The 20,683-nt window shown below is 62.2% G+C and carries 21 protein-coding genes and 1 riboswitch; of the genes, 11 read left to right on the top strand and 10 right to left on the bottom strand.

The features are described 5' to 3' along the window. The first annotated feature begins 178 nt into the window (after nucleotides 1–178). Both NKH04_RS28145 and NKH04_RS28140 read left to right on the top strand, forming a co-directional pair. Nucleotides 179–1,129, top strand: coding sequence for a sugar kinase (locus tag NKH04_RS28145; protein WP_352773587.1), 951 nt, complete (start codon nucleotides 179–181; stop codon nucleotides 1,127–1,129). Between the two features lie 8 nt (nucleotides 1,130–1,137). Then, the gene (locus tag NKH04_RS28140) at nucleotides 1,138–2,427 is read left to right on the top strand and encodes a D-tagatose-bisphosphate aldolase, class II, non-catalytic subunit (protein WP_352819276.1); all 1,290 of its coding nucleotides are present in this window, start codon (nucleotides 1,138–1,140) and stop codon (nucleotides 2,425–2,427) included. 488 nt (nucleotides 2,428–2,915) lie between these two features. Here NKH04_RS28140 and NKH04_RS28135 read toward each other — a convergent pair whose 3' ends face one another. The 7 genes from NKH04_RS28135 to NKH04_RS28105 form a co-directional block, all read right to left on the bottom strand. Then, the gene (locus tag NKH04_RS28135; protein WP_352980495.1) at nucleotides 2,916–3,152 is read right to left on the bottom strand and encodes a thiamine pyrophosphate-dependent enzyme; all 237 of its coding nucleotides are present in this window, start codon (nucleotides 3,150–3,152) and stop codon (nucleotides 2,916–2,918) included. A gap of 224 nt (nucleotides 3,153–3,376) precedes the next feature. After that, entirely contained in the window at nucleotides 3,377–3,970 is a 594-nt protein-coding gene (locus NKH04_RS28130) for a HupE/UreJ family protein (protein WP_352923323.1), read from the bottom strand. A gap of 47 nt (nucleotides 3,971–4,017) precedes the next feature. Then, nucleotides 4,018–4,557: a hypothetical protein gene (locus NKH04_RS28125; protein ID WP_352923326.1), complete on the bottom strand. Its 540-nt coding sequence runs from the start codon at nucleotides 4,555–4,557 to the stop codon at nucleotides 4,018–4,020. A 2-nt stretch (nucleotides 4,558–4,559) separates the two neighbouring features. Further along, a complete protein-coding gene (locus NKH04_RS28120; protein ID WP_023679464.1) occupies nucleotides 4,560–5,768 on the bottom strand; it encodes an agmatinase family protein in 1,209 nt (402 codons plus the stop codon). A gap of 10 nt (nucleotides 5,769–5,778) precedes the next feature. Beyond that, nucleotides 5,779–6,588, bottom strand: coding sequence for an ATP-binding cassette domain-containing protein (locus NKH04_RS28115; RefSeq protein WP_352923332.1), 810 nt, complete (start codon nucleotides 6,586–6,588; stop codon nucleotides 5,779–5,781). Beyond that, nucleotides 6,585–7,463 (bottom strand): ABC transporter permease, encoded by an 879-nt coding sequence (locus NKH04_RS28110; RefSeq protein ID WP_352923351.1) that lies wholly within the window; start codon nucleotides 7,461–7,463, stop codon nucleotides 6,585–6,587. Before NKH04_RS28110 ends, NKH04_RS28115 begins: the two co-directional genes overlap by 4 nt. 38 nt (nucleotides 7,464–7,501) lie before the next feature. Further along, the gene (locus NKH04_RS28105) at nucleotides 7,502–8,566 is read right to left on the bottom strand and encodes a putative urea ABC transporter substrate-binding protein (RefSeq protein WP_352746239.1); all 1,065 of its coding nucleotides are present in this window, start codon (nucleotides 8,564–8,566) and stop codon (nucleotides 7,502–7,504) included. Nucleotides 8,567–8,667: 101 nt separating this feature from the next. Next, a riboswitch (guanidine-I (ykkC/yxkD leader) is annotated at nucleotides 8,668–8,783 on the bottom strand. A 381-nt stretch (nucleotides 8,784–9,164) separates the two neighbouring features. On the opposite strand from NKH04_RS28105, the gene NKH04_RS28100 reads away from it, so the two are divergent. The 7 genes from NKH04_RS28100 to NKH04_RS28070 all read left to right on the top strand — a co-directional run bounded on the left by NKH04_RS28100 (nucleotide 9,165) and on the right by NKH04_RS28070 (nucleotide 14,669). Continuing rightward, nucleotides 9,165–9,806, top strand: a complete 642-nt coding sequence (locus tag NKH04_RS28100; protein WP_352923335.1) for an NADPH-dependent F420 reductase — start codon at nucleotides 9,165–9,167, stop codon at nucleotides 9,804–9,806. Next, nucleotides 9,803–11,302: an aldehyde dehydrogenase family protein gene (locus NKH04_RS28095; RefSeq protein WP_353045306.1), complete on the top strand. Its 1,500-nt coding sequence runs from the start codon at nucleotides 9,803–9,805 to the stop codon at nucleotides 11,300–11,302. Before NKH04_RS28100 ends, NKH04_RS28095 begins: the two co-directional genes overlap by 4 nt. Then, a complete protein-coding gene (locus tag NKH04_RS28090) occupies nucleotides 11,299–12,069 on the top strand; it encodes a type 1 glutamine amidotransferase domain-containing protein (RefSeq protein WP_352769320.1) in 771 nt (256 codons plus the stop codon). Before NKH04_RS28095 ends, NKH04_RS28090 begins: the two co-directional genes overlap by 4 nt. Nucleotides 12,070–12,215: 146 nt before the next feature. Further along, nucleotides 12,216–12,560: a hypothetical protein gene (locus NKH04_RS28085; RefSeq protein WP_352542645.1), complete on the top strand. Its 345-nt coding sequence runs from the start codon at nucleotides 12,216–12,218 to the stop codon at nucleotides 12,558–12,560. A 75-nt stretch (nucleotides 12,561–12,635) separates the two neighbouring features. Continuing rightward, complete coding sequence (locus NKH04_RS28080) at nucleotides 12,636–13,430, top strand: helix-turn-helix domain-containing protein (RefSeq protein WP_352474471.1); 795 nt, start codon at nucleotides 12,636–12,638, stop codon at nucleotides 13,428–13,430. Between the two features lie 46 nt (nucleotides 13,431–13,476). Beyond that, on the top strand, nucleotides 13,477–13,863 hold the full coding sequence (locus NKH04_RS28075) for a YdeI/OmpD-associated family protein (protein WP_352474472.1): 387 nt from the start codon (nucleotides 13,477–13,479) through the stop codon (nucleotides 13,861–13,863). Beyond that, on the top strand, nucleotides 13,860–14,669 hold the full coding sequence (locus tag NKH04_RS28070; protein WP_352769323.1) for an MBL fold metallo-hydrolase: 810 nt from the start codon (nucleotides 13,860–13,862) through the stop codon (nucleotides 14,667–14,669). Before NKH04_RS28075 ends, NKH04_RS28070 begins: the two co-directional genes overlap by 4 nt. Before the next feature lie 160 nt (nucleotides 14,670–14,829). Here NKH04_RS28070 and NKH04_RS28065 read toward each other — a convergent pair whose 3' ends face one another. Beyond that, nucleotides 14,830–15,699, bottom strand: coding sequence for a LysR family transcriptional regulator (locus NKH04_RS28065; RefSeq protein WP_352501394.1), 870 nt, complete (start codon nucleotides 15,697–15,699; stop codon nucleotides 14,830–14,832). Nucleotides 15,700–15,763: 64 nt separating this feature from the next. Here NKH04_RS28065 and NKH04_RS28060 point away from each other — a divergent pair, with 64 nt between their 5' ends. Together NKH04_RS28060 and NKH04_RS28055 are read left to right on the top strand one after the other, a co-directional pair. Next, nucleotides 15,764–16,090, top strand: a complete 327-nt coding sequence (locus tag NKH04_RS28060) for a YjiS-like domain-containing protein (protein ID WP_353045305.1) — start codon at nucleotides 15,764–15,766, stop codon at nucleotides 16,088–16,090. Between the two features lie 10 nt (nucleotides 16,091–16,100). After that, the gene (locus NKH04_RS28055; protein WP_352474476.1) at nucleotides 16,101–17,084 is read left to right on the top strand and encodes an aldo/keto reductase; all 984 of its coding nucleotides are present in this window, start codon (nucleotides 16,101–16,103) and stop codon (nucleotides 17,082–17,084) included. A gap of 160 nt (nucleotides 17,085–17,244) precedes the next feature. Here the strand turns inward: NKH04_RS28055 and NKH04_RS28050 are convergent, their stop codons facing one another. Both NKH04_RS28050 and NKH04_RS28045 read right to left on the bottom strand, forming a co-directional pair. After that, complete coding sequence (locus NKH04_RS28050; protein ID WP_353045304.1) at nucleotides 17,245–19,005, bottom strand: calcium-binding protein; 1,761 nt, start codon at nucleotides 19,003–19,005, stop codon at nucleotides 17,245–17,247. A 753-nt stretch (nucleotides 19,006–19,758) separates the two neighbouring features. Then, on the bottom strand, nucleotides 19,759–20,683 hold a 925-nt coding region (locus tag NKH04_RS28045; RefSeq protein ID WP_352475112.1), incomplete at its 5' end, for a calcium-binding protein.

Below are 20,683 nucleotides of genomic sequence, written 5' to 3'. Positions count from 1 at the left end.
TTACAGAAAACTGTAGCTGTTTTAACGCGTATAACAAAATTATTCCACGCGTAAATTTATTAATTGGCGCAAAAAGTGCAAGCCGTATTGACTCTGGATGTCGGTTGCCGCCAGGCACAATTGTGCGCGACTGAAGTCCGCAGTCGGACTGGAGCGAGACGCCGGGAGGAATTCCGCGATGAAGAAGCTGGTCTCAGCCGGCGAGATCCTCGTCGAGATCATGGCCGAGCGTATCGGCCAGAGCTTTCTCGAACCGGGCCCGCTGCTGGGGCCTTATCCGTCCGGCGCGCCCGCCATCTTCATCGGCCAGGCCGCAGCGCTCGGCCAACCCGCCGGCCTGATCGGCGCGGTCGGCGAGGACGATTTCGGCCAGTTGAACATCGAGCGGCTGCGGACCCTGGGAGCTGACGTGTCGGCGATCGCGGTTCACAAGGGCCACGCGACGGGCACCGCCTTCGTCACCTACCGGGCGGATGGCAGCCGGCACTTTGTCTTCAACATCCGCAACAGCGCCGCCGGCCTGGTCGGGATCGATGCCGCTGCGACAAGCATGCTGGCCGGCGCCGACCATGTCCATATCATGGGCTCGTCACTGTTCTCCGACCGCGCCACCGATGTCGCGTTGTCGGCGATCCAAACGGTGAAGGCCAAGGGCGGGACGGTGTCCTTCGACCCCAACATTCGCCGCGAGATCATGCAGGCCTCCGGCATGCGCGAAGCGCTCGACCAAGTGCTCAAGCAAACCGATGTCTTCCTGCCGAGCGGCAACGAACTGTTCCTGTTTTCGTCGGCCGGCGACGAAAAGGGCGCGGTCGACGACCTCCTGCAGCGCGGCGTTTCCTGCGTCGTCCTCAAGAAGGGCGCCGACGGCGCCGCCTTCCACGACCGTCACGGCACGGTGGCCTTGCCGGGCTTTGCCATCAACGAGGTCGATCCGACCGGCGCCGGTGACTGTTTCGGCGCTGCCTTCGTCTCATTCTGGCTTCGTGGTGCGGCACCCGCCCAGGCGCTCATGATCGCCAATGCGTGTGGCGCGCTAGCCGTTACTCGCAAGGGGCCAATGGAAGGTATCTTTCCGCTGGCCGAGGTTGAGGCTTTCGCAACCACCGCCGGGAGGGGCCGGCCGTGAGGGCCGCGATGCAGAGATTTGCCAGCATCGCGGTGAAGCGCGCCGCGGGTGAGAAAGGCGGCATCGCCTCGATCTGTTCGGCGCATCCGCTGGTGATCGAGGCCGCGCTCCGCCACGGCGCGTCGCGCGGTTCCGATGTGCTGATCGAGGCGACCTGCAACCAGGTCAATCACGAAGGCGGCTACACCGGCATGACGCCCGCCGGCTTCCGCAGCTTCGTCGAGGGCCATGCGCAAAGGGCCGGCTTTCCGCTCGATCGCCTGATCCTCGGCGGCGACCATCTCGGTCCCAATCCGTGGAAGCATCTTCCTTCCGCCGAGGCGATGACGAAGGCGAAGGCGATGATCGACGCCTATGCCGGCGCCGGCTTCACCAAGCTGCATCTCGACACCAGCATGGCTTGCGCCGACGATCCAGCCGCGCTTGCCGACGAGACCATCGCTGCACGCGCCGCGGCGCTTGCGGCCGTCGCCGAGGTGGCGGTCGAACGCATTGGCGGCGAGAAACCGGTCTACATCATCGGCACCGAAGTTCCGGTGCCGGGCGGCGCGCTCGAAGCGCTCGACCATATGCATGTCACCGAACCCGATGACGCCCTGCGCACCGTCGAGATCCACCGACAGGCATTTTCGCGCGCCGGCCTCGATGCTGCCTTTGCGCGTGCGGTCGGCGTCGTCGTCCAGCCGGGCGTCGAATTCGGTAATGCCGAGATCATCGCCTACGCGCCGCGGAAGGCGACGCAGCTGGTCGCCGTGCTCGGGCGCATGCCGCAATTCGTCTTCGAGGCGCATTCGACCGACTACCAGCCAAACGAGGCGCTTGGGGCTCTGGTGCGCGACGGCTTCGCCATCCTCAAGGTTGGACCCTGGCTCACCTTCGCGCTGCGCGAGGCGTTGTACGGGCTGAGCCACATCGCCGACGTGCTTGCGCCAGACCCGTCCCGTGAAAGCCTACCGGCGGCGATGGAGCGCGTCATGCTGGCCTCGCCGGACAATTGGCAGAAATACTATCCGGGTACGCCGGACGAGCAGCGCGTGCAGCGGCACTTCTCCTTCAGCGACCGCATCCGTTACTACTGGCCGACGCCCGACGCACAGCACGCGACACAGACGCTGCTGGATTTTCTGGGCGACAGGGACATTCCCCGCCCTTTGATCAGCCAGTATCTGGGGCAACTCGATGCCGAGGTTGCGGCAGGTCGGATCGAGCCCGTCGCGCATGACCTGCTGATTGGCAGCATCACCCGTGTCCTCGATTCCTATGGGCGTGCGACGTTACAGCAGCGCGGATCGTCCTAGATTCGCCGTTGCAGGGTCGAGCCGCGCCCGGAGGACGCGCGTGATCTAAGATGTGCGCTCAGCCGACACACGCGGAGCCTATGCCGGACCTTCGAAGTTGGGCTGCTGTTGGACTAATATAAGCAGGGCACAGCCAATTCGACGGTGAGAGCATCGCGGAACCATACGGAACGATACGGGAATACTTCTGATTTTGGCCCACGAAAAACCCAATCAAATCGACGTTCCTAGCACATCCTCCGGGCCCACCATTATCGTTATCTTTCAATGATTTAGAGGCATTGTTGCACTTGGTTAGCCAAGTCAAGGCTGGCGAACCGCCGTCCATAGCGTTTGATTTTATTGACTTATGGTGGGCCTGTGGAGGCCGCAGATGTGTTGCCAACCGCCGGTGGAGTGTCAGGATCGTTTATCAAGTGCTTGAACGACGCCGGCACGGTGTTCGGAATAGAAAGCCGCGCATAGTCCCCTACGCAATCGACCTCGAATTACTGTCTGGATGCTACATCGGCCATCGCCGCACCCCACCCTGCGGCGATCTCGTAGCCCATGCGTGAGAAGCCGAATTCGCGATCGAATGTGTTCGGCGCTTTGACACGCCAGTTCTTCATGACCTCGCCCGGGAGGCCGCCAGCAGCGGCGACGACCAAGTCACGCTCGCCGGCACGGAGTTCACGACGGCGATCATTTGGCGTAGCTGGGAACAGGCCGGCTACGTCAGGCAAGACGGTCCGGCTGCAGCTAGGAAGTTAGTCGCGACCCACGGCGGACCGCTCCGTACGCGCGCGCGGCTTACGGCAAGCTGCTAGCCTCAATCTCCGGATGGGATCAGGGTCGCTCAGACCGGGTCTTCAGGATCTGGTACAGCACGTTTCGAATGCGCTGCCAAACGGTTAGCCAGCTGATCACGCCTTCGCCTCCTGTTCATCGCAGATGAATGGGCTGCGGTTCAGATGATCTGTGCCGCCAGCGCCACGCCGACCAACGACGTGCCGACGCCTGCCGTGCGGATGGCTCGCGGCCAGCGCCGAAGTGTCAGGGCGGCTAACGCGCCGGTCGCGTGAAGAGCCGAAGTAGCGACCACGAAGCCGATTGCATAAGCGATGCCGCTGGCCGTCTCGGGAATTTCGAGGCCATGGGCATTGCCGTGGAAGAGGGCGAAGAGAGCAGTCAGCGAGGCGGCCACAGCGAGCGGAAGCGGCTTGGCAAGCGCCATTATCGCGCCGAAGACCACCAGCGACAGCGTTATGCCGGTTTCCAGTGAGGGCAGGCCGATGCCGGCGATACCGAGCAGGGCGCCAGCGAGCATCGCCGAGACAAAGCACGACGGCACGATGATGATCCCCTTGCCGCCGGCGCGAGCGGCAATGATGCCTACAGCCATCATGGCAAGCAGGTGGTCCATACCGGTCAGCGGGTGCTGAAGGCCGTCTACAAACCCGTGGGCATGAAAACCGCCGCTATGGGCGAAGGCCAATGAGGGGATGAGGGTTGTGGCGGCTGCCAGGGCGAGTCTACCGAAGGATGAAAGCGTTCTGTTCATGGTTCTGGACCTGTTTGATAGGGGTGCGATCGGTTCAAGGCCGGTGCTCATTGTCCGGCCCCTGGCATGGTGAATTGTGCGGCGCCGGACCTGTCGGCCAGAAGTCGCGCCTCGCCGAAGTCAAGGGGCGTTTGTGCCTGGCCGTTATGGTAGACGAAGGCCAGGCGGCGCCGGCGCGACGTCAGTTTCGCGGGCAGCGGGTGATAGGTGACGCCGGCGCCACCAATCAGCGGCATGACGGCGCCGACATCGACCATGTCCTGCGTCTCGACGCGCAGAAGATGCAGCCGCACGCCGTCGGCGGTCTCGCCGACGAACGGAATCCCGGCGAGGCGCAGGAAACTGGACGGGTCGGGCGCCCGCGAAAACCCTTCGAGAAACGCGATCTCGACGAGATCGAGATCGGTCGCCCGCGCGTCGGCGGGTTCGGGCGCATGGTCGTGCGGTAGATGCGGTGTCTGCCATTGCAACGGCTTGCCGGGCGGCCCGTTGTGGCCGACGGGGTGGGGATGGTGATGATGACCGTTCGGCCCGTGATGGTGACCGTCGCCATGATCATGGCTGTGGTGGTGATGATCATCGTGCATGGTCAAAAGCTCGTCGGCTTGTCGATGATGGATTTGTGTTTGCCGAGATTGCCGTGCGCGACCATCGAGCCTAGCGCCTCGACGACAACCCGCACGCCAAACAGCGCCGTGATGTCTGACGTGTCGTAGGGCGGCGACACCTCGACCACTTCCAGTCCGCAGATGCCGGGCGCCGACACTAGCCCGAGCAGCTTCAGTGCCTCGCGCGGCAGGAAGCCACCGGGCTCCGGCCAGCCCGTACCCGGCACGAAACCGCAATCGATGCTGTCGACATCGAAGGAGATGTATACGGCGTCGGTGTCCTTCCATGCGAGCTCGAGCGCGATCTCGGCCGCCTTCTCCAGCCCCATCTGTTCGATATCGGAGATCGTCAGCACGTTGGTTCCGCGCTTTCTCGCCTCGGCCACGCCGTAGCGGGGCACCTGCCAGCCGCCGATACCGAGCTGCACCAGATTGGTGGCCGAGACGTTCGGCAGGTTGGTCGCCCAATACCAGGGCGTCGTGTGCATACGTTCGTCGAGATCCTTTTCCTGGATGTCGATGTGGCGGTCGAAATGGATGATGCCGATTCGCTTGGAGGTCACGTCGGCGATACCGCGCACGCACGGAAACCCGATCGAATGGTCGCCGCCGAGCATGATCGGCAGCGCGCCGGACGAGGCGACATGGCTGACGCCCTTGGTGATCTGGTCGAAGCTCTTTTCGAGATTGGCGGGGATGGTGAAGACGTCGCCGGCGTCGCAAAGCGTCATCTGCTCGCGCAGGTCGACACCGAGCTCGTAATTGTAAGGCGTGTAAAGCGCCGAGATGCGGCGCATGCCTTGCGGCCCGAAGCGGGTTCCGGGCCGGTAAGTGGTGCCGCTGTCGAAAGGAATGCCCATGACGGCAGCGTCATATCTGCCGACATCGCGGACGTTCTCGACATAGGGCGCCTTGAGGAAGGTGTTGATGCCGGCGAAGTGCGGCAACTCGCCTCGCGCGAATGTCGGGATCGACTTGTCGATGATCGAATCCGATCCGGGCAGGCCCATGTCGAGTGCCCATTTCTGTTCCTTGCGCCAGCCGTCCTCGGGCAGCTTTCCTTCCGCCTCGATAGACTTCCAGCCCTGCATGTCGCGGATCTCGAAGTTCGGATGGTGGAAGCGTTGGCGTGGCTGGTGGTCGGTGAGCCCGGCGCGACGATGCCGGCGTTCTGGACTATCTCTGTGCATGAAACCTCCTTCACGACGCCGTCGTCGCGATTGCGCTATCCAGTCGGGTCGTCCCGACCATCGCGGCCACTTCGGCCACGTCTCGTGCTGAAGCCCGGTGCTTGCGGTCGAGCTTCAGATCGTAGGTGATCGTCGCGCCATAGGCGGACGGGAACTGGGGGTCGTGGCGCACCTTGTCGAAGACCAGCACGCGGGTGCCGAGCTTGAATGCCTCGCCGATATCGTGGGTGACCATGACCACGGTCATGCCGTGCTCGGTCCAGAGCTCGGTGAGCAGCTCATGCATCTCGATGCGAATACCGGGATCGAGTGCGCCGAAGGGCTCGTCGAGAAGCAGGATCTGCGGCCGGCCGAGCAAGGTCTGCGCGATCGCCAGCCGCTGCTGCATGCCGCCAGAAAGCATGGCCGGATAGAGGTCGCGCGCATGGCCAAGCCCGACCCGTTCCAGCATGGTTTCGGCTTCTTGCCTGACGCTTTTGCGCCTGGCGCCGAAGACGCGGCCGAACGGTCCGCCCGAACGGAAGTCCTCGACCAGCAGCAAGTTCTGCAGCGCGGTGAGATGCGGAAACACGGAATAGCGCTGGAAGACGATGCCGCGCTGCGGCGTCGGCTCCGGCACGATCGGCTGGTCGCCGACGACGACCACGCCGCCACTTTGCTGTTCCAGGCCAAGCAGGATGCGCAGGAACGTCGATTTTCCACAACCGCTGGCGCCAACCAGCGACAGGAATTCACCCGCTTCGGCGAAGACATTGACCCGTTCCAGTACGCGGGCGTCGCCGTAGCTCTTCTCCAGCCCATGGACGAGGATCCGGCTCATCTGGTCCGCACCGGATGCGCCCAGGGCGAGATGATGTGAGAGAGCCGCACGAGTAGCCAGTCGGTCATCACCGCAAGCAGCGTGATCCAGGCGACGTAAGGCAGGATGACGTCCATCGACAGGTAGCGACGAACGAGGAAGATGCGGTAGCCGAGCCCCTCGGTGGAGGCGATGGCTTCTGCCGCGATCAGGAACAGCCAGGCCGGCCCAAGCGCCAGCCGTACGCAAGTGATGAGGCGCGGCATGACCTGTGGCAGCACCAGCCTGAGCACCATGGTCCAGCTGTTGCCGCCGAGCGTCTGTGCCTTGGCGACGAGCTCCGGCGGCAATTCCATCACCCGGTTGGCGATGTCGCGCACCATGACCGGTGCGACGCCGAGAGCGATCAAGGTGATCTTGGCCGTTTCGCCGAGGCCGAGCGCAATGAACAGGATCGGCAGCAGCGCCAGTGGCGGGATGACGCAGACAACTGTGACCAAGGGCAGCAGAAAGGCCCTGACGCGCGGGATGAAACCTATGGCGACGCCGAGGCTGAGCGCCACCAGCGTGGCCATGCCGACTCCGGCGAACAGCCTGATCAGGCTGGCATAGGTGTCGGCCCACAGGATCAGGTCGCCGGAGCGCTTGTCCGGCACTGTCGCTAGGTCTGAAAATGCCGACCACATCTGTGCAGGGGAGGGCAGCAGCTTGTCGCTGGGATTGACCGCCAGCCTTTGCGACGAAGCGAAGAGATAGGCGATTGCCACGGCGGCAAACGGCAGCGTCCCAAGCAGCAACGCTCCGCCGCGCGAGACCGTCGCGTTGATGAGGCGAAGCCGCGCTTTCGGCCTGCTACGTTGCAGGCGCGCGACTTCGGGGCCTGCCGCGGCCTGCATGATGCCGGTTCCTCTGGCTAGCATGTCGCGCTCCCGCGTCAGAGCGTTCCGCCCGCCGCCTCTGCCATAAAGGCCGGATCGAAGCGCAGCTTGACGTTGTTGACATCGCCCAGCGTCGAGCCATCGGGAAAGCTCATGCCGATCACGTCGACGCTCGGCGCGTTGGTACCAAGAATGCCGTGGCTGAACAGGAAGTTGCGCACCAGATCCATGGTCTTCGGCAGTTCGGCGCCGTTGGTGAATGCGACCGCCTTGGCCGGCTCGAAGAACATCGCCGTTGATGCAAGCTGAGCGTCGAAACCGGCAAGATCCGTCCCCGACGCCTTGGCCATCTCTTCCTTGGCCGCCTTGCCTTCGGGCGTGCCCGACGTCATCAGCGCCATGGCTTCATACCATGCACCGACAAGCGCCTTGCCCAAGGCCGGATTGTCCTTCAGCGTCGCGGTGTTGACGACCATCATGTCGATGATCTCGCCGGGAATCTCAGTCGAATCGAATACCTTGTGGGCGCCCGGCATGGCAGCGATTTCCGAGACCAGCGGATTCCAGGTGACGACGGAGGTGACGTCGCTGGTGCCGTAGGCAGCGACCATGTCGGCATCGGAGGTGTTCACCACCGTAATGTCCTTTTCGGCCAACCCTACCGTCTCCAGCGCGCGCGCAAGTAGGTAATGTGAGACGGAAAGCTCGACGAGATTGACCTTCTGGCCGGCAATATTCTTGAGCGCGGTCTTGTTCTTGAGGATGACCGCGTCGTTGCCGTTGGAGAAATCGCCGACGATCAAGGCCGTCGTGTCAACACCGCCGCCGGCCGGGATCGAAAGCGCATCCATGTTGGTCATCGAACAGCCGTCAAAGCCGCCGGCCGTGTACTGGTTGATGCTCTCGACATAGTCGTTGATGCGGGTGATCTCGACATTGATGCCGTATTTGTCGGCCCACTTCTTCATGATGCCGCTGTCGGAAAGATAGCCCCACGGCATCCAGCCGACATAGATCGACCAGCAAATCTTGAAGTCTTTCTTGGGCGCTGCTTGCGCGGCTGAGATGAAGGGGAGGCTGAGTGATGCGGCTAGGATGATTGTGGCCAGTTTGCGAAGCATTACATACCCCTGTTTGCGATCCGGATTGCGTCCGAACGTCTGTTGGGGGGTTCACGGAGCGCGCATCCGGGAGAGGTTCGCGCCAGCAAACCCGTGCAGGGTTCTCCCGGGATTTTGGCCCGCCGTGTTCCGCCAGATGCCTCAATGCATCTCAAGCGGTCGCGTCTCTTGGACCAGCACCGTGATCGACACGGCCGGAACCCTAGACGCTCTGCACGTGAATAACGAAGCAAGGGGCGTGCCAGTCCGGAAAGCCGTCTTGAGGCGGCCTTTCCCCGGATTTGCAGGCAATCGCGTTATGCTGATGCCACAAAAGTCATCGCAACGCCGACGGATTAGGCAAGGAAAATCTAGCGTCAACCAATATGAGCAGGCTTGTGCCCTGGGGACCTCCGCTGATCGCACCCTGCTCTATGGTCGCCCACACATACATGCCCAATAGGGACACGTTCGGGAAGGGCGTGAGCGCGCGGCGGATCCGGATGCCAATTGGCGCCGACCCATGTGACGAGTGCGCCCGATCGTGCAAGGGCAATTCGTGAAATAAGCGCGACTGCAATGATGCTAGGCAAGCCCGATCGCGTGTCGGGAGGCAGTTGTGAAAGTTGCGATCATCGGACCAGGCTCGCTCGGGAAGGCCTTGGCGAAATGTCTTGGCCTCGCCGGGCACGAAATTCGCCTCAGCTTCAGTCGTGACGAAGGCAAGTTGCGCGCAATCGCGGCAACCCTCCGTGTTGGCTTCGGTGCCCCTGACGAAGTAGCGAGATGGGCCGACGTAATTGCCCTGGCGACGCCATGGCCGGCTCTCGAGCTGGCGATGGACGCGCTTGGCGATTTGTCGGGCAAGATCGTCTGGGACAATACCAATGCAATCGCGCCTGACCGTTCCACGATGCTGCTAGGCACTACTACGTCTGTAGGCGAGGAGGTTCAGAGGCGCGCGCGGGGCGCCCTTGTCGTCAAGTGCATTCCGACCTTTGCCGAATTGCTTGACAGGGATGATCCGCGTCTCAACGGCGATCCGGTGACGAGCTATGTCGCCGGCAATGACGCAGATGCCAAGGCGGCGGTTTGCCGGCTTCTCGCCGATCTGCCGACAATGCCGGTCGATGTCGGCGATCTCACGGCCTCGCGCCTGATCGAGCCGATGATGCTGCTATTGGTCCAGCTCGCCTATCGGCGCGGGATGGGGCCGACAATTTCCTTCAATCTCATTCGACAGGACGGAACCGGTTCATGACTGATTATCTACCCGCGCGGCGCAAGGCGATTCCAGTAGGACGTCTGCTGATCGATGGCCAATGGCGCGATGCCGTCAGCGGCGAGACTTCGACGACTTTTGATCCGACCACGGACGCGGCGATCACCGATATTGCGAAGGCGGACGTCACCGACACGAGCGATGCCGTCGCGGCCGCGCAGCGGGCTTTCGAGCAAGGACCCTGGGCGCGGATGCATCATGAGGAGCGCGCTAAAATCCTGTTTCGCATCGCCGATCTAATGGACGAGCGGGCCGAGGATTTCGCAGTGCGCGAGGCGATGGATATGGGTATGCCCTATCGCGATTTCCGCGATATCATCATGCCGCACTGCTCAGGACTGTTCCGCTTTCATGGCGGGCTCGCCATGAGCGCGATGGACGGCGCCTATCGTACCAGCTACGAACCAAATATCAGGATCCTGACGCGGCGCGAGCCGCTCGGCGTGGTCGCTGCGATCACCCCGTTCAATTTTCCCCTCGCGCTGTCCTGTTCGAAAATCGCGCCGGCACTCGCGGCGGGTAACACGGTCGTTCACAAGCCTGCGACCGACACGCCCCTGACGGCCCTCGCCTTGGCGCAAGTCATCCTCGACGCGGGCGTGCCGCCGGGCGTCTACAATCTCGTCACCGGCCCGGGCGGCACCATAGGCGACGCGCTGGTCAACGATGTCCGCGTCGACAAGATCGCCTTTACCGGGTCGACCGCCGTCGGCCAGGGCATCATGCGCAACGGTGCCGGGACGATGAAACACCTGACCATGGAGCTCGGCGGCAAGAGTCCCAATATCGTTTTCGCCGATGCCGATATCGATGCCGCGATACAGGCAGCCTTCTGGGGCATCTTCTGGAACAAGGGCGAAGTCTGCGTCGCCGGATCGCGCCTGCTGGTCGAACGCGCCTGTTATGACGAGGTCGTCGAGAAGCTGAGCGCCATGGCGAAGTCGGCGACGCTCGGCGATCCGCTGGACCCTGCGACGATGATCGGGCCGATCGCATCGCGGGGCGAGTATGACAAGGTCTTGAGCTATGTCGAAGAGGGCAAGCGCACCGCGCGACTGGCCGCGGGCGGCGGCACCCGCCAGGTCAACGGCAAGGGCCTCTTCATCGAGCCGACCATCTTCGCCGATGCGACCAACGACCTAAGGATATCGCGCGAAGAGATTTTCGGCCCTGTCCTGCCGGTGATTCCATTCGACAGCGAGGAGGACGCGATCCGGATCGCCAACGATACGAACTACGGGCTCGCCTCGGGCATCCAGACCAGCGATCTCGGCCGCGCCTTGCGGCTCGCCGACCGGATCAAGGCAGGCTCGGTCTGGCTGAACTGCTGGCACAAGTACCATCCTAATGCGCCGTTCGGAGGTTTCAAGATGAGCGGCTATGGCCGCGAGCAGGGCCACGAGGCGTGGGAAAGCTACACCCAATACAAGACGATTTGGGCGAATCTTGGCGAACCGGTCGAGATGGCCCGATGAGCGTGCGCGATTCCAACCCACTCGACCCGCGGCATCCCAAACGCATCGCGATGGTCCTTTCCAACCCGGCTGTATCGATCACCACCGGCTGGCCTGTCGGGTTTTGGTGGAGCGAGTTGACCCATCCCTGGCTCGCCTTCACCGACCGCGGATACGAAGTCGCGATCTTCTCGCCTGAGGGCGGCAAATGCGAGGCGGATGCGTTGAGCGACCCGCGCGATCCGTCCGGCTATTCGGATACGGATCTGATCTCGCTCGGTTTCCTGTCGACGCCGAAACTGGCGGCGCTGGTGGAGACGACCCGGCCCATCGCAGAGCTGTCGGTCGACGCGTTCGACGCGATCGTCGTCGCTGGCGGCCAAGCGCCGATGTTCACCTTCCAAGGTGCGACTGAGTTGCAGCGGCTGTTCGTCGCCTTTTTCGCGGCCGGCAAGGTCGCGGCTGCCTTGTGTCATGGCGTCGCGCTGCTGCGTTACGCGCGCCTCTCAACCGGCGAGCTGCTGGCCAAAGGGCGCACTGTTACGGGGTTCGCCAATGTCGAGGAGGACTTCGCCGACAATGCCGTCTGGGAGATGGGCGCGCTGCCGCACGGTACGCATCTGATGCCATGGCGGATCGAGGATGAGATGCGTGCGCTCGGCGCGAACTATATTCAGGCCGGGCTGTGGCGCGATTTTGCCGTGCGCGACGGCAATTTGATCACCGGCCAGCAGAACTTCTCCGGAGCGGCGACCGCCCGTCTTGTCATCGAGGCGCTCGGTGGCTGAGGACCAAAGACCGCTCCTGTCGGTGAAGTTCGGGAGACAAACTCGCCGTCAGGGCGGGCGATGCCAAACGACATCGGCCCAATAGGATCCGGGGTCCGTCCAAGAACTCCACCTCAAACAACCACTATCAGCAGCGAGGATGAACCATGGCCGTAGTGACGACACTTGATATTGCCGGCCTGACGGCCGAAGATTATAGCCGCATCCTCGATCGGATCGGCGTGGAGAAACGGCCCGCTGGCGGCATCTACCAGCACATCGCGCATGCCACAGACGATGGTTATCGCATCATCGAGATATGGGACGACAAGGCAGGCCTGGAGCTCTTCTTGCAGGACACATTGTTTCCCGCCGCACAGGAACTGCAAGTTCAGCGTGAAATGACCATTATGACCCAGACACTGCACAACATCTTTGTGCCCCGGATTGGTGAACTGACTGCCCTGGCAAATGATGCGCCTGGTGGACCCGACAAACGGGCAAAAGTGTAGGCATCAAGGATCGAGGATGCGGCGATCGATCATCGAAGTCCTGGAGGAACTTGCGTCCGGACGCCCGGTACAACGATGGTGATCGCGGCAAGTGCAAAGAGGTTGTTCTTTCCTGCCGGCGACTATCGCCATGCGCCGGCCGGAGTCGTTCAGCTGCGTGTGATTCGCAGCGGTTCATCCTATGCAGAGATCGATCTTGGCCGCGGGCTGCGGCGCGTCTTCACCCGCCCCGGCGACCTGCTGCTCAGTCTTCCCGAGCGTGCCACGCGGTTCAAGATCGAGGAGCCGCGAGAGCTGACGATGATCACCGTTGACTCCGCGCTGGCGTCAAGGCTCCTGGTATCCGCAGGCGGGACCCCCGAGGACCTGGTAATCCTGACCGATCGACCGATACGCGATTCGCTGGTGGCCGAGTTGTGTCGACGCCTCGAAGGCGACCCGCCCGCCAACCCGATCGTCCGCGAATGGACGCTGGGCCTGGTTTTCGCGAACCTGCTTCGTCTCGGGCATGCACGCCAGCGGCAGCAGAAGTCTCCAGTCCTAACCTCGCAGCGGTTCGACCGGGTCCTCGCTGCGATTGATGGCGATCTGGAAAAGGGGGTGTCGATCGACCATCTTGCCGGAATCGCGGGAATACCACGACGCGCCTTCACCGCCGCCTTTCGCGAGGCGACGCAATTGCCGGTACATCAATTCATTTTACGCCGCCGCGTTGATCGCGCGGTCGAGCTTTTGGAAAATAGCGATCTGCCGCTGGCCGAGATTGCTCAGCACGCGGGTTTCACTCACCAGGCCCATATGAATCGCGTCGTGACCCGATTGAAAGGGCTGTCGCCAGGCCGGCTGCGGTCTCGCAGGCGCGACGGCTGACTTGTGATCTATTCCAGCATCAGGATTCGAATGGCGGAGATGTGAGTTGCTGAAACGTCCGTTGGCTAAGATGCCCGACAGTTTGCGTGCAGAGCTCGAGGCCGCAAATCTGATGACTGCTTTCGAGCAACGGCCTCCCTATCAGCGCAATGATTACTTGCATTGGATCGAGCGCGCCCGTCACCCGGAAACACGCCGAAAGCGCATAAATCAGATGATTGACGAGCTTACGAAGGGAGGAATCTACATGGGCATGAAAAAAAGAGCTGAGATCGCCGCGAAGCTAGCAGATCCGTCAACGATCATCTTCCAATCCGTGCTTTCCGCATCGATCTTCATCGATTTCCCCACGTCTTTGCGCAGATTATGCAGGGAGCCAATAGTGACAATCGAACCTATCCTTCATTTTCGTTCGCGGCAGGTGGCCATATGATCGTGACATCGCAAACCAATAACGTGCTCGGCAGCACGTCGGGAAGGTGGCGCGTCTGGTCGCTCTCGGACGGTTACGTCGAGATGCCGGCGGACCTTTTGCGGGACCCGCAGGATAATCCGGTGCCGCAAGCTGCGTTGGCAGGGGCGCTTCGCCTGTCTGTCAATTGCTTCGCGCTGGTAGGTCCAGGCGTTGACGGCGTTCTAATCGACAGCGGAGGAGGGGGCTGGGCCCCGACAGTGGGGCGTCTTGAGCAGGCCATGGCGGAAGCCAAGATCGACCCGGCTTCGATCACGGTCTTGGCGCTCACCCACGCCCATCAGGATCATGTGCACGGACTTTTGACCCCCGACGGCCGAGTGCTCTTTCCAAACTTGAAGGCGATCGTAATTCCCGAGGCGGCTGTGCAGAGCTTTTTCGCTTACGCGCACCTTGCGCAGTTCCGGCCCCTGCTGAAGCCTGTCCAGAATGGCGACCAGGTGGGTGAGCGATTGAGGGCGGTCGCCTTGCCCGGTCATGCTGCCGGTCATACCGGCTACACGTTCGACACGGACGAGGATCGTTTCCTATTCTTCGGGGACATCGTTCATGTGCCGGCCTTGCAGTTCGGCAATCCCGCGTTCAGTTGGGGCTATGACGACGATCAGCTGACCGCGCGCGCAACCCGCCTAAAGGTTTTCAGTGACGCGGCCGAGGCGGGGACGTGGATCGCCGGCGCGCACCTTGGCTGGCCGGGTATCGGTCGCGTGGTGCGTAAGGGCGAAGCATACGGCTATGAGCCGGCAGGAGGACGAGTGACCGGATAGGCCGCCCCGTGCTGGTCGGTTTATACCGCTCTCTTCGCCCAAGGCAAGGATCTCGACGAGCAGCGCGCCGCACTCCGGCGTCCTCAACGGCGGCGGTACCATCGTCCGGCCCACCAAAATATCTGATTCTTGATCCACTGGCGGCCGATCTGCCTGAGGCTTACCGGATCGGCGTCTCGCCGCGAAACAGCGGCTGGTGCGCCCGCATCAAGGCGGCAATCCGGTCGGCGACTTTCCGTACCGGCGGGGAGTGACGTTCCTCGTGATGGGTGACGATCCATTGGTCGGTTTCGAGTTCGGGGATAGGCTGAGCAACGCGAACCAGCCGCGGATCGCCGTCACCGACGAAGCACGGAAAGACCGAAAGGCCGGCGCCGGCGGCCACCAGTTCGCGCACCGAGTGGGTGTTGTTGCCGCGTACGGCGATGCGGTCGCCGTGATGGGCTTGCAGCCAGCGCGCCGAGGCAATGTTTGCGCCTTCGCCGGTGACGCCGACGAACAATCCGGCGGCGATGCCGTTGATCAGGTGACGTCCGGAATAAATGGCGTGGGCGACCTTGCCGCTCTGACGGCCGGCCAGCCACTGCTCGGTCGGGCGCTCGCTGCGGATGCCGATGTCGGCGGCACGGCGACCGATGTCGACCCGGTCGGTGGTGGTGACGAGCTCCACCCTTATGCCATCATCGACCGTCCAGATCTCGCCGATATGGGCGGAAACGAAGGCCGAGGTCCATGGCCCGGCCGAGACGCGGACAATGCGGTCGGGCAGGTTTCCCTCGCGCCAGCGGGTCAGCGACTGCATTGCCGCCTCGACGTCTTCGGCGCGCCGCAGCAGTTCCTCGCCGACCGGGGTCAGCCGGTAGCCGGTCTGCTGGCGCACGAACAGAGGTTCGCCGATCTGCTTTTCGAGCGCGGTAACGCGTCGTCCAAGGGTGGCTGCGCTGAGGCGCGTGGTTCCCGTCGCTGCGCTCAAGCCACCCAGCCGCGCAACGTCGAGAAACAACCTCAGATCGTCCCAGCCGATATCCATTTTGCAGAAATGAAAAACTCCTTGCGACCGTGGCTGTAGCGCAAAGCGGGCATCGTGCGCAAGTATGCAGGCATTGGAGGCGTTGGACAATCCTGCCTGGCGGGACAGGGACAAGCGCCTCGCCTGGCCAAGAAGCGAACTGAACCCTTTCGATCGCGCATGCGATTGGCGCAGAGGTTTTGCGCTTCCGACCAACCCAGGCGCGCAGGCATTCTGCGTACCAAAGGAGACGATCATGTTGGATGAATTTCGATACCGTTTCGCCCGCTGGATTGCCTATCGCCAGACGCTTGCGAGCTTGAGGCAGGCCCGGGACAGCACACTGGCGGATGCCGGCATTTCTCGCGAAGAGATCCGCGAACGTGCCCGCCACGCCAGCTTGCGTCATTGAGGAGCCGGGCATGCAGATGATGATGCTTTGGGATGGCCGCTCGGTACCGCGCATCGGCATCGGCACCTGGGCGGCGGGTGGCCCCGCGCGCTGGCGTGACACGGCGACAGTCTATGGCGAGGTCGACGATATCAGGTCGCAAGCCGCGCTGGCGATGGCTTATGAGATCGGCGCGCGGGTGTTCGACACGGCTGCCGCCTACGGCGCCGGCAATGCCGAACTGATCCTCGGGCGGGCGTTGAGGGGCAAGGACGAAGCCGTCATCGTCACCAAGGTCGGCTATTTCGGCGATCCCGAAACGCGTAAGATCGCACCCGAGGATGCCTCTGCCGCGGCAATCCGGACCTCGATCGACAATTCGCGGCAGCGCCTGCAGCGGGATTGTATCGACGTCGTGCTGCTACATATCAACGAGTATCCGATCGAGCGCGCCGGCGAGGTGTTCGATACGCTCGGCCTGTTGCGCCAGGAGGGCAAGATCGGCGGCTTCGGCTGGAGCACCGATCACCGCGAACGGCTTGCCGTCTACGCGCCGCGCGAGGGGTTCGTCGCCGTAGAGAACGACTTCAATGTGTTTACCCCGGCGAACGAGCTGATGGCCGTTGCGGCGCGCGAGAACCTCGTCTCGTTCAGCCGGCTGCCGCTGGCAATGGGGCTGCTCACCGGCAAATACACGCCGGCCATGCGGCTGCCCACCAACGATGTGCGCGGCGGGAATGCCGAATGGATGGTGTTTTTCAGGGATGGCGCCGCCAACCCGGACTATCTGTCAAGGCTCTCGGCAATCCGCGACCTGCTCACCTCGGGCGGACGCACGCTTGCGCAAGGCGCGCTCGGCTGGATACTCGCCAAGTCGGCAATCGCCTTGCCGGTTCCCGGCTTCACGCGGCCCGAGCAGGTCGAGGACAATCTCGGTGCGCTGGAAAAAGGGCCGCTGCCGGAAACGGTGATGGCCGAGATCGACGCAGTGCTGAATATTGCCGAGACTGCGTAGGGTGTGGTGAATCCGGAATTCGCATTGGCGATAATGCGACCAACTTCGATCTCTCTGATGTCTGCCGATATCGCATTTTTCTTAGTCAAGCTTCCGTGGCGCAATTGAACACGGACGGAGCGGCGGACACGCTCGAGTTGAAGGTCCGCCGCTCCGGTTTTCAGATCAAGGAGTGATGCTGCAACGGGAGATGGGTAGCGAGCTGCGCTTGAGCTGCGCCGCCGACCGCGTCGCTGTCGAGAGAGAGCGACCCGGTTGAGCTGTCAAAGATGATGTGGTGGGAACCATCATCCGTGGCCGTAACAGCAGGGGACGTATGCAATGAAAGCCCTCCCGACTTGAGGTCGGCAAGCGCGGAGTGGTCGAGCTGGACTTTGTCCTGAAGCTTGCTGAAGTCGAAGGCATCGTTGCCGTGACCGGATGTCAGGTCGGCGACGGCGCTCTTGTGGACACCGGCGCCGGCATTTTCGTTGCCCTGGAGCAGTTGGGCGAACCCGTGGCCGGTCAGGCTGGTTGCCGTTTTCTCGGATGGGCTGCTGGTCGCGGCAAGCTCCGAGCCGGACGAAAGCGCGGGGCTCAACGCGGCCAGCACCCGGTCAACGCTGCTGCCTCCCTTGTCGCCGGCAGTATCATGGCTGGTGTCGTTGCTGCCGAACAGATCGGTCAGAGCGTGAAAACCGCCGCGGTCGGAGGGGGAAGCGGCGGTCACAGTCGAACTGCCATCGCTTGCGATGGGGTGCGAAGGCGCCGTCGCGGTCGAGCTGCCATCGCTGGTGCTATCGCCGGTGGAAGGGGCGGTCGCAGTCGAGCTGCCATGGCTCGTGGTGGCGCCGGCGGCGGTCGCAGTCGAACTGCCATCGCTGGTGCTATCGCCGGTGGCGGCATGGGAAGGGGCGGTCGCAGTCGAGCTGCCATCGCTCGTGGTGGCGCTGGCGGCGGCGGTCGCAGTCGAACTGCCATCGCTTGCGATGAGGTGCGAAGGCGCCGTCGCGGTCGAGCTGCCATCGCTGGTGCTATCGCCGGTGGCGGCATGGGAAGGCGCGGTCGCAGTCGAGCTGCTATCGCCGGTTGCGGCATGGGAAGGCGCAGTCACAGTCGAGCTGCTATCGCTGGTGGCGGCGTCGGACGCGGGCGCAGCAGCACTGCTGTCGCTGCTGGTGGTGTCTGAGGCCGCAGCGGTAGTGGTGTTGTGTTCCCGGAAAACGGCTTGCAGTTCCGAGGAGCTTTCAAGCGCGGTATCGCCGTTCTGCGTTCCCCACTTGTAGGTATAGTCGAAGGCGGGTGACGGAACCAGCTTGGCCCAATGATCCATCATGGTTTGCATCTGTTCGGTGGTGGGCATGACCTGTCTGCCGCCATCGGAAGTCTCCCAATTGCCGCCGCCAAAGGCCTGGAAGACCGGAACGATGTTGCTGATCGGGATGCCCGACTTCACCGCTGCAGCCACGGCTCGGTCGATCATGTCGTAGTCGACCGTGTCCGTTCCCGTGCGCACCGGATAGGGGTCTATTCCAAAATAGTCGATATGCGTGTTGGCCGGATTGTAGGTGTTGGTAAAATCCGGATTGGTAGGGGATCCCATATTCATCATGGTGACGAAGGTCTTGGCGCCTGGAAAATGCTCATGGATCCAGTCGGATTCCGCCTTCAGGTTCTCGGCGGTTGCATAGGTGCCCCACCTGCCCGTGGGATCGGGCTCGTCAACCAGATAGAATCCGAACACATTCGGATTGCCGAGGAAGGGGGTCATTTTCTCGATGAAGGATGAAGTTACGCCCTCGTGCTCGTTGAGGTACACCAGACCCTTCATGCCGTCCGGCAACGCGTCGACTTGCGAAGCGTACTGAACGTCAGCCAGATTGAAGCCGGCAGTTGCGATTTCGGTGGCGGATCCACCCGACGTATAATGCAGAGTTGCCATCCAATATTCCTTTTTCTGATTTCGATAGCGCCCGGCGTCTACCTACAGACGGCGTATATTAGCGCCAAATCACATACAGACACCCGTCGATAGAATCATTGACCGTTTGTAGGAATGCTGCACGGATTGTGACTTATTTTGACAGCAGCGACTTAGGACAAGATGCTTATTGTCTTCTGATGTCAGAATGATGCCAGAATTGCGACTTTATTTTGAAGGCGCTGTAGTTTTTGAAGTTCCTCGATATTTTTATAATGGCTATACATTTATAGATTTTAATGCGTTAGACGTCAACTTTCGTACGGAAATTCAAAATGACGTTAACCTCTGACTCCGGGCCCCTCCACAGTTTCACTGCCCAACCAATTAGCTGTGGACAATTCGTAGGCATCTGCGCGCTCGTCACCTGGTATCGGTCGGCAGATCTCCGTGATCGAGATCAAATCAATTTAGGAAACCGCCCAAAAGGTGAGAGTAGGGCGGTTCCCAGCTGGAGAGCCTGAGGGCCTTGGCCGCCTGAGCACCGTCATGTGTCCGCCGCTCCGCTAAACACGGGGGCTGCGCGGCGGACACGCCGACGTCAACGCAATGCCACGCCATTTTGCTGAACTTGACGCACACAACTCGAACCCGCTGGGTGACGAAGGTTGAGCATCAGCCAGAAATGGGCATCCCGCTTTGGAAAAATCCGGTGCTTGAACAAAGATAAAGCGGCGGACCGTCTCGAATTGAAGGTCCGCCGTTCCGGGTCGTTCAGATCACAAGGAACGAACCTGCCGTAAGCGACAGACCTGGAGAGAGAGTGGCGAACTGTATTTGAGCTGCGCCGCCGATGCCGTCGCTGTCGAAAGAGAGCGCTCCGGTTGAGCTGTTGTAGATTATATGGTCGGAGCTGTCATGCGCAGCCGTGCCAGCAAAGAAAGCATCGGATGAAAGGCCACCCAGCTTAAGCCCGGCAAAAACGGCGTCGTCGAGCTGGATCTTGTCCTGGAGCTTGTTGAAGTCGGTGACCTTGTCGATATTGCCGGGTCCAAGGGCGCTGTTGAACACGAATGCATCGTTGCCTCCGTTACCGGTCAAGATGTCAGCACCGCCGCCACCACTGATGACATTGGCGCCGGCATTGCCTTGGATGGTTTGGGCAAAGGCGTTGCCGGTCAGGTTGATTGCAGACGTACCGGACGGGCTGGTGGTGGCGAGAAGCTCGATCTGTGAACTGGCCGAAAGCGCATGGCTCACAGCAGCGAACACCCTGTCGGTACCGCCGCCGACCGCCTCATAAACTCTGTCGCCGGCATTGTCCACATAGTAGGTGTCATTGCCGCCATAGCCGACCATCGTATCGGCGCCACCGCCGCCATTAATGACATTGGCGCCGGCGTTACCCCCGATGCTCTGGGCGAACTCATTGCCGGTGAGGTTGATTGCCGATGTGCCCGACGGGTTGGTAGCAAGAAGTTCGATTTCCGATCCGGCCGAAAGCGTATGGCTTACAGTAGCGAACACCCTGTCTGTACCACCGCCCACCGCCTCGAACACCCTGTCGCCGGCATTGTCTACATAGTAGGTGTCATTGCCGCCATAGCCGACCAACGTATCGGCGCCACCGCCGCCATTAATGACATTGGCGCCGGCGTTACCCCCGATGCTCTGGGCGAACTCATTGCCGGTGAGGTTG

This window comes from Mesorhizobium sp. M1365, assembly GCF_040317865.1.
Lineage (GTDB): Bacteria > Pseudomonadota > Alphaproteobacteria > Rhizobiales > Rhizobiaceae > Mesorhizobium.
The sequence above is the reverse complement of the archived record's forward strand: the minus strand, read 5'-3'. Positions and strand labels throughout refer to the sequence as shown.

What these genes read in the sequence shown, in the direction of transcription:
- NKH04_RS28145 (WP_352773587.1), top strand. Translation starts at nt 179, where the DNA reads ATGAAGAAGCTGGTCTCAGCCGGCGAGATCCTCGTCGAGATCATGGCC.
- NKH04_RS28140 (WP_352819276.1), top strand. Translation starts at nt 1,138, where the DNA reads ATGCAGAGATTTGCCAGCATCGCGGTGAAGCGCGCCGCGGGTGAGAAA.
- NKH04_RS28130 (WP_352923323.1), bottom strand. Translation starts at nt 3,970, where the DNA reads ATGAACAGAACGCTTTCATCCTTCGGTAGACTCGCCCTGGCAGCCGCC.
- NKH04_RS28125 (WP_352923326.1), bottom strand. Translation starts at nt 4,557, where the DNA reads ATGCACGATGATCATCACCACCACAGCCATGATCATGGCGACGGTCAC.
- NKH04_RS28120 (WP_023679464.1), bottom strand. Translation starts at nt 5,768, where the DNA reads ATGCACAGAGATAGTCCAGAACGCCGGCATCGTCGCGCCGGGCTCACC.
- NKH04_RS28115 (WP_352923332.1), bottom strand. Translation starts at nt 6,588, where the DNA reads ATGAGCCGGATCCTCGTCCATGGGCTGGAGAAGAGCTACGGCGACGCC.
- NKH04_RS28110 (WP_352923351.1), bottom strand. Translation starts at nt 7,463, where the DNA reads ATGCAGGCCGCGGCAGGCCCCGAAGTCGCGCGCCTGCAACGTAGCAGG.
- NKH04_RS28105 (WP_352746239.1), bottom strand. Translation starts at nt 8,566, where the DNA reads ATGCTTCGCAAACTGGCCACAATCATCCTAGCCGCATCACTCAGCCTC.
- NKH04_RS28095 (WP_353045306.1), top strand. Translation starts at nt 9,803, where the DNA reads ATGACTGATTATCTACCCGCGCGGCGCAAGGCGATTCCAGTAGGACGT.
- NKH04_RS28090 (WP_352769320.1), top strand. Translation starts at nt 11,299, where the DNA reads ATGAGCGTGCGCGATTCCAACCCACTCGACCCGCGGCATCCCAAACGC.
- NKH04_RS28085 (WP_352542645.1), top strand. Translation starts at nt 12,216, where the DNA reads ATGGCCGTAGTGACGACACTTGATATTGCCGGCCTGACGGCCGAAGAT.
- NKH04_RS28080 (WP_352474471.1), top strand. Translation starts at nt 12,636, where the DNA reads ATGGTGATCGCGGCAAGTGCAAAGAGGTTGTTCTTTCCTGCCGGCGAC.
- NKH04_RS28070 (WP_352769323.1), top strand. Translation starts at nt 13,860, where the DNA reads ATGATCGTGACATCGCAAACCAATAACGTGCTCGGCAGCACGTCGGGA.
- NKH04_RS28065 (WP_352501394.1), bottom strand. Translation starts at nt 15,699, where the DNA reads ATGGATATCGGCTGGGACGATCTGAGGTTGTTTCTCGACGTTGCGCGG.
- NKH04_RS28060 (WP_353045305.1), top strand. Translation starts at nt 15,764, where the DNA reads ATGCAGGCATTGGAGGCGTTGGACAATCCTGCCTGGCGGGACAGGGAC.
- NKH04_RS28055 (WP_352474476.1), top strand. Translation starts at nt 16,101, where the DNA reads ATGCAGATGATGATGCTTTGGGATGGCCGCTCGGTACCGCGCATCGGC.
- NKH04_RS28050 (WP_353045304.1), bottom strand. Translation starts at nt 19,005, where the DNA reads ATGGCAACTCTGCATTATACGTCGGGTGGATCCGCCACCGAAATCGCA.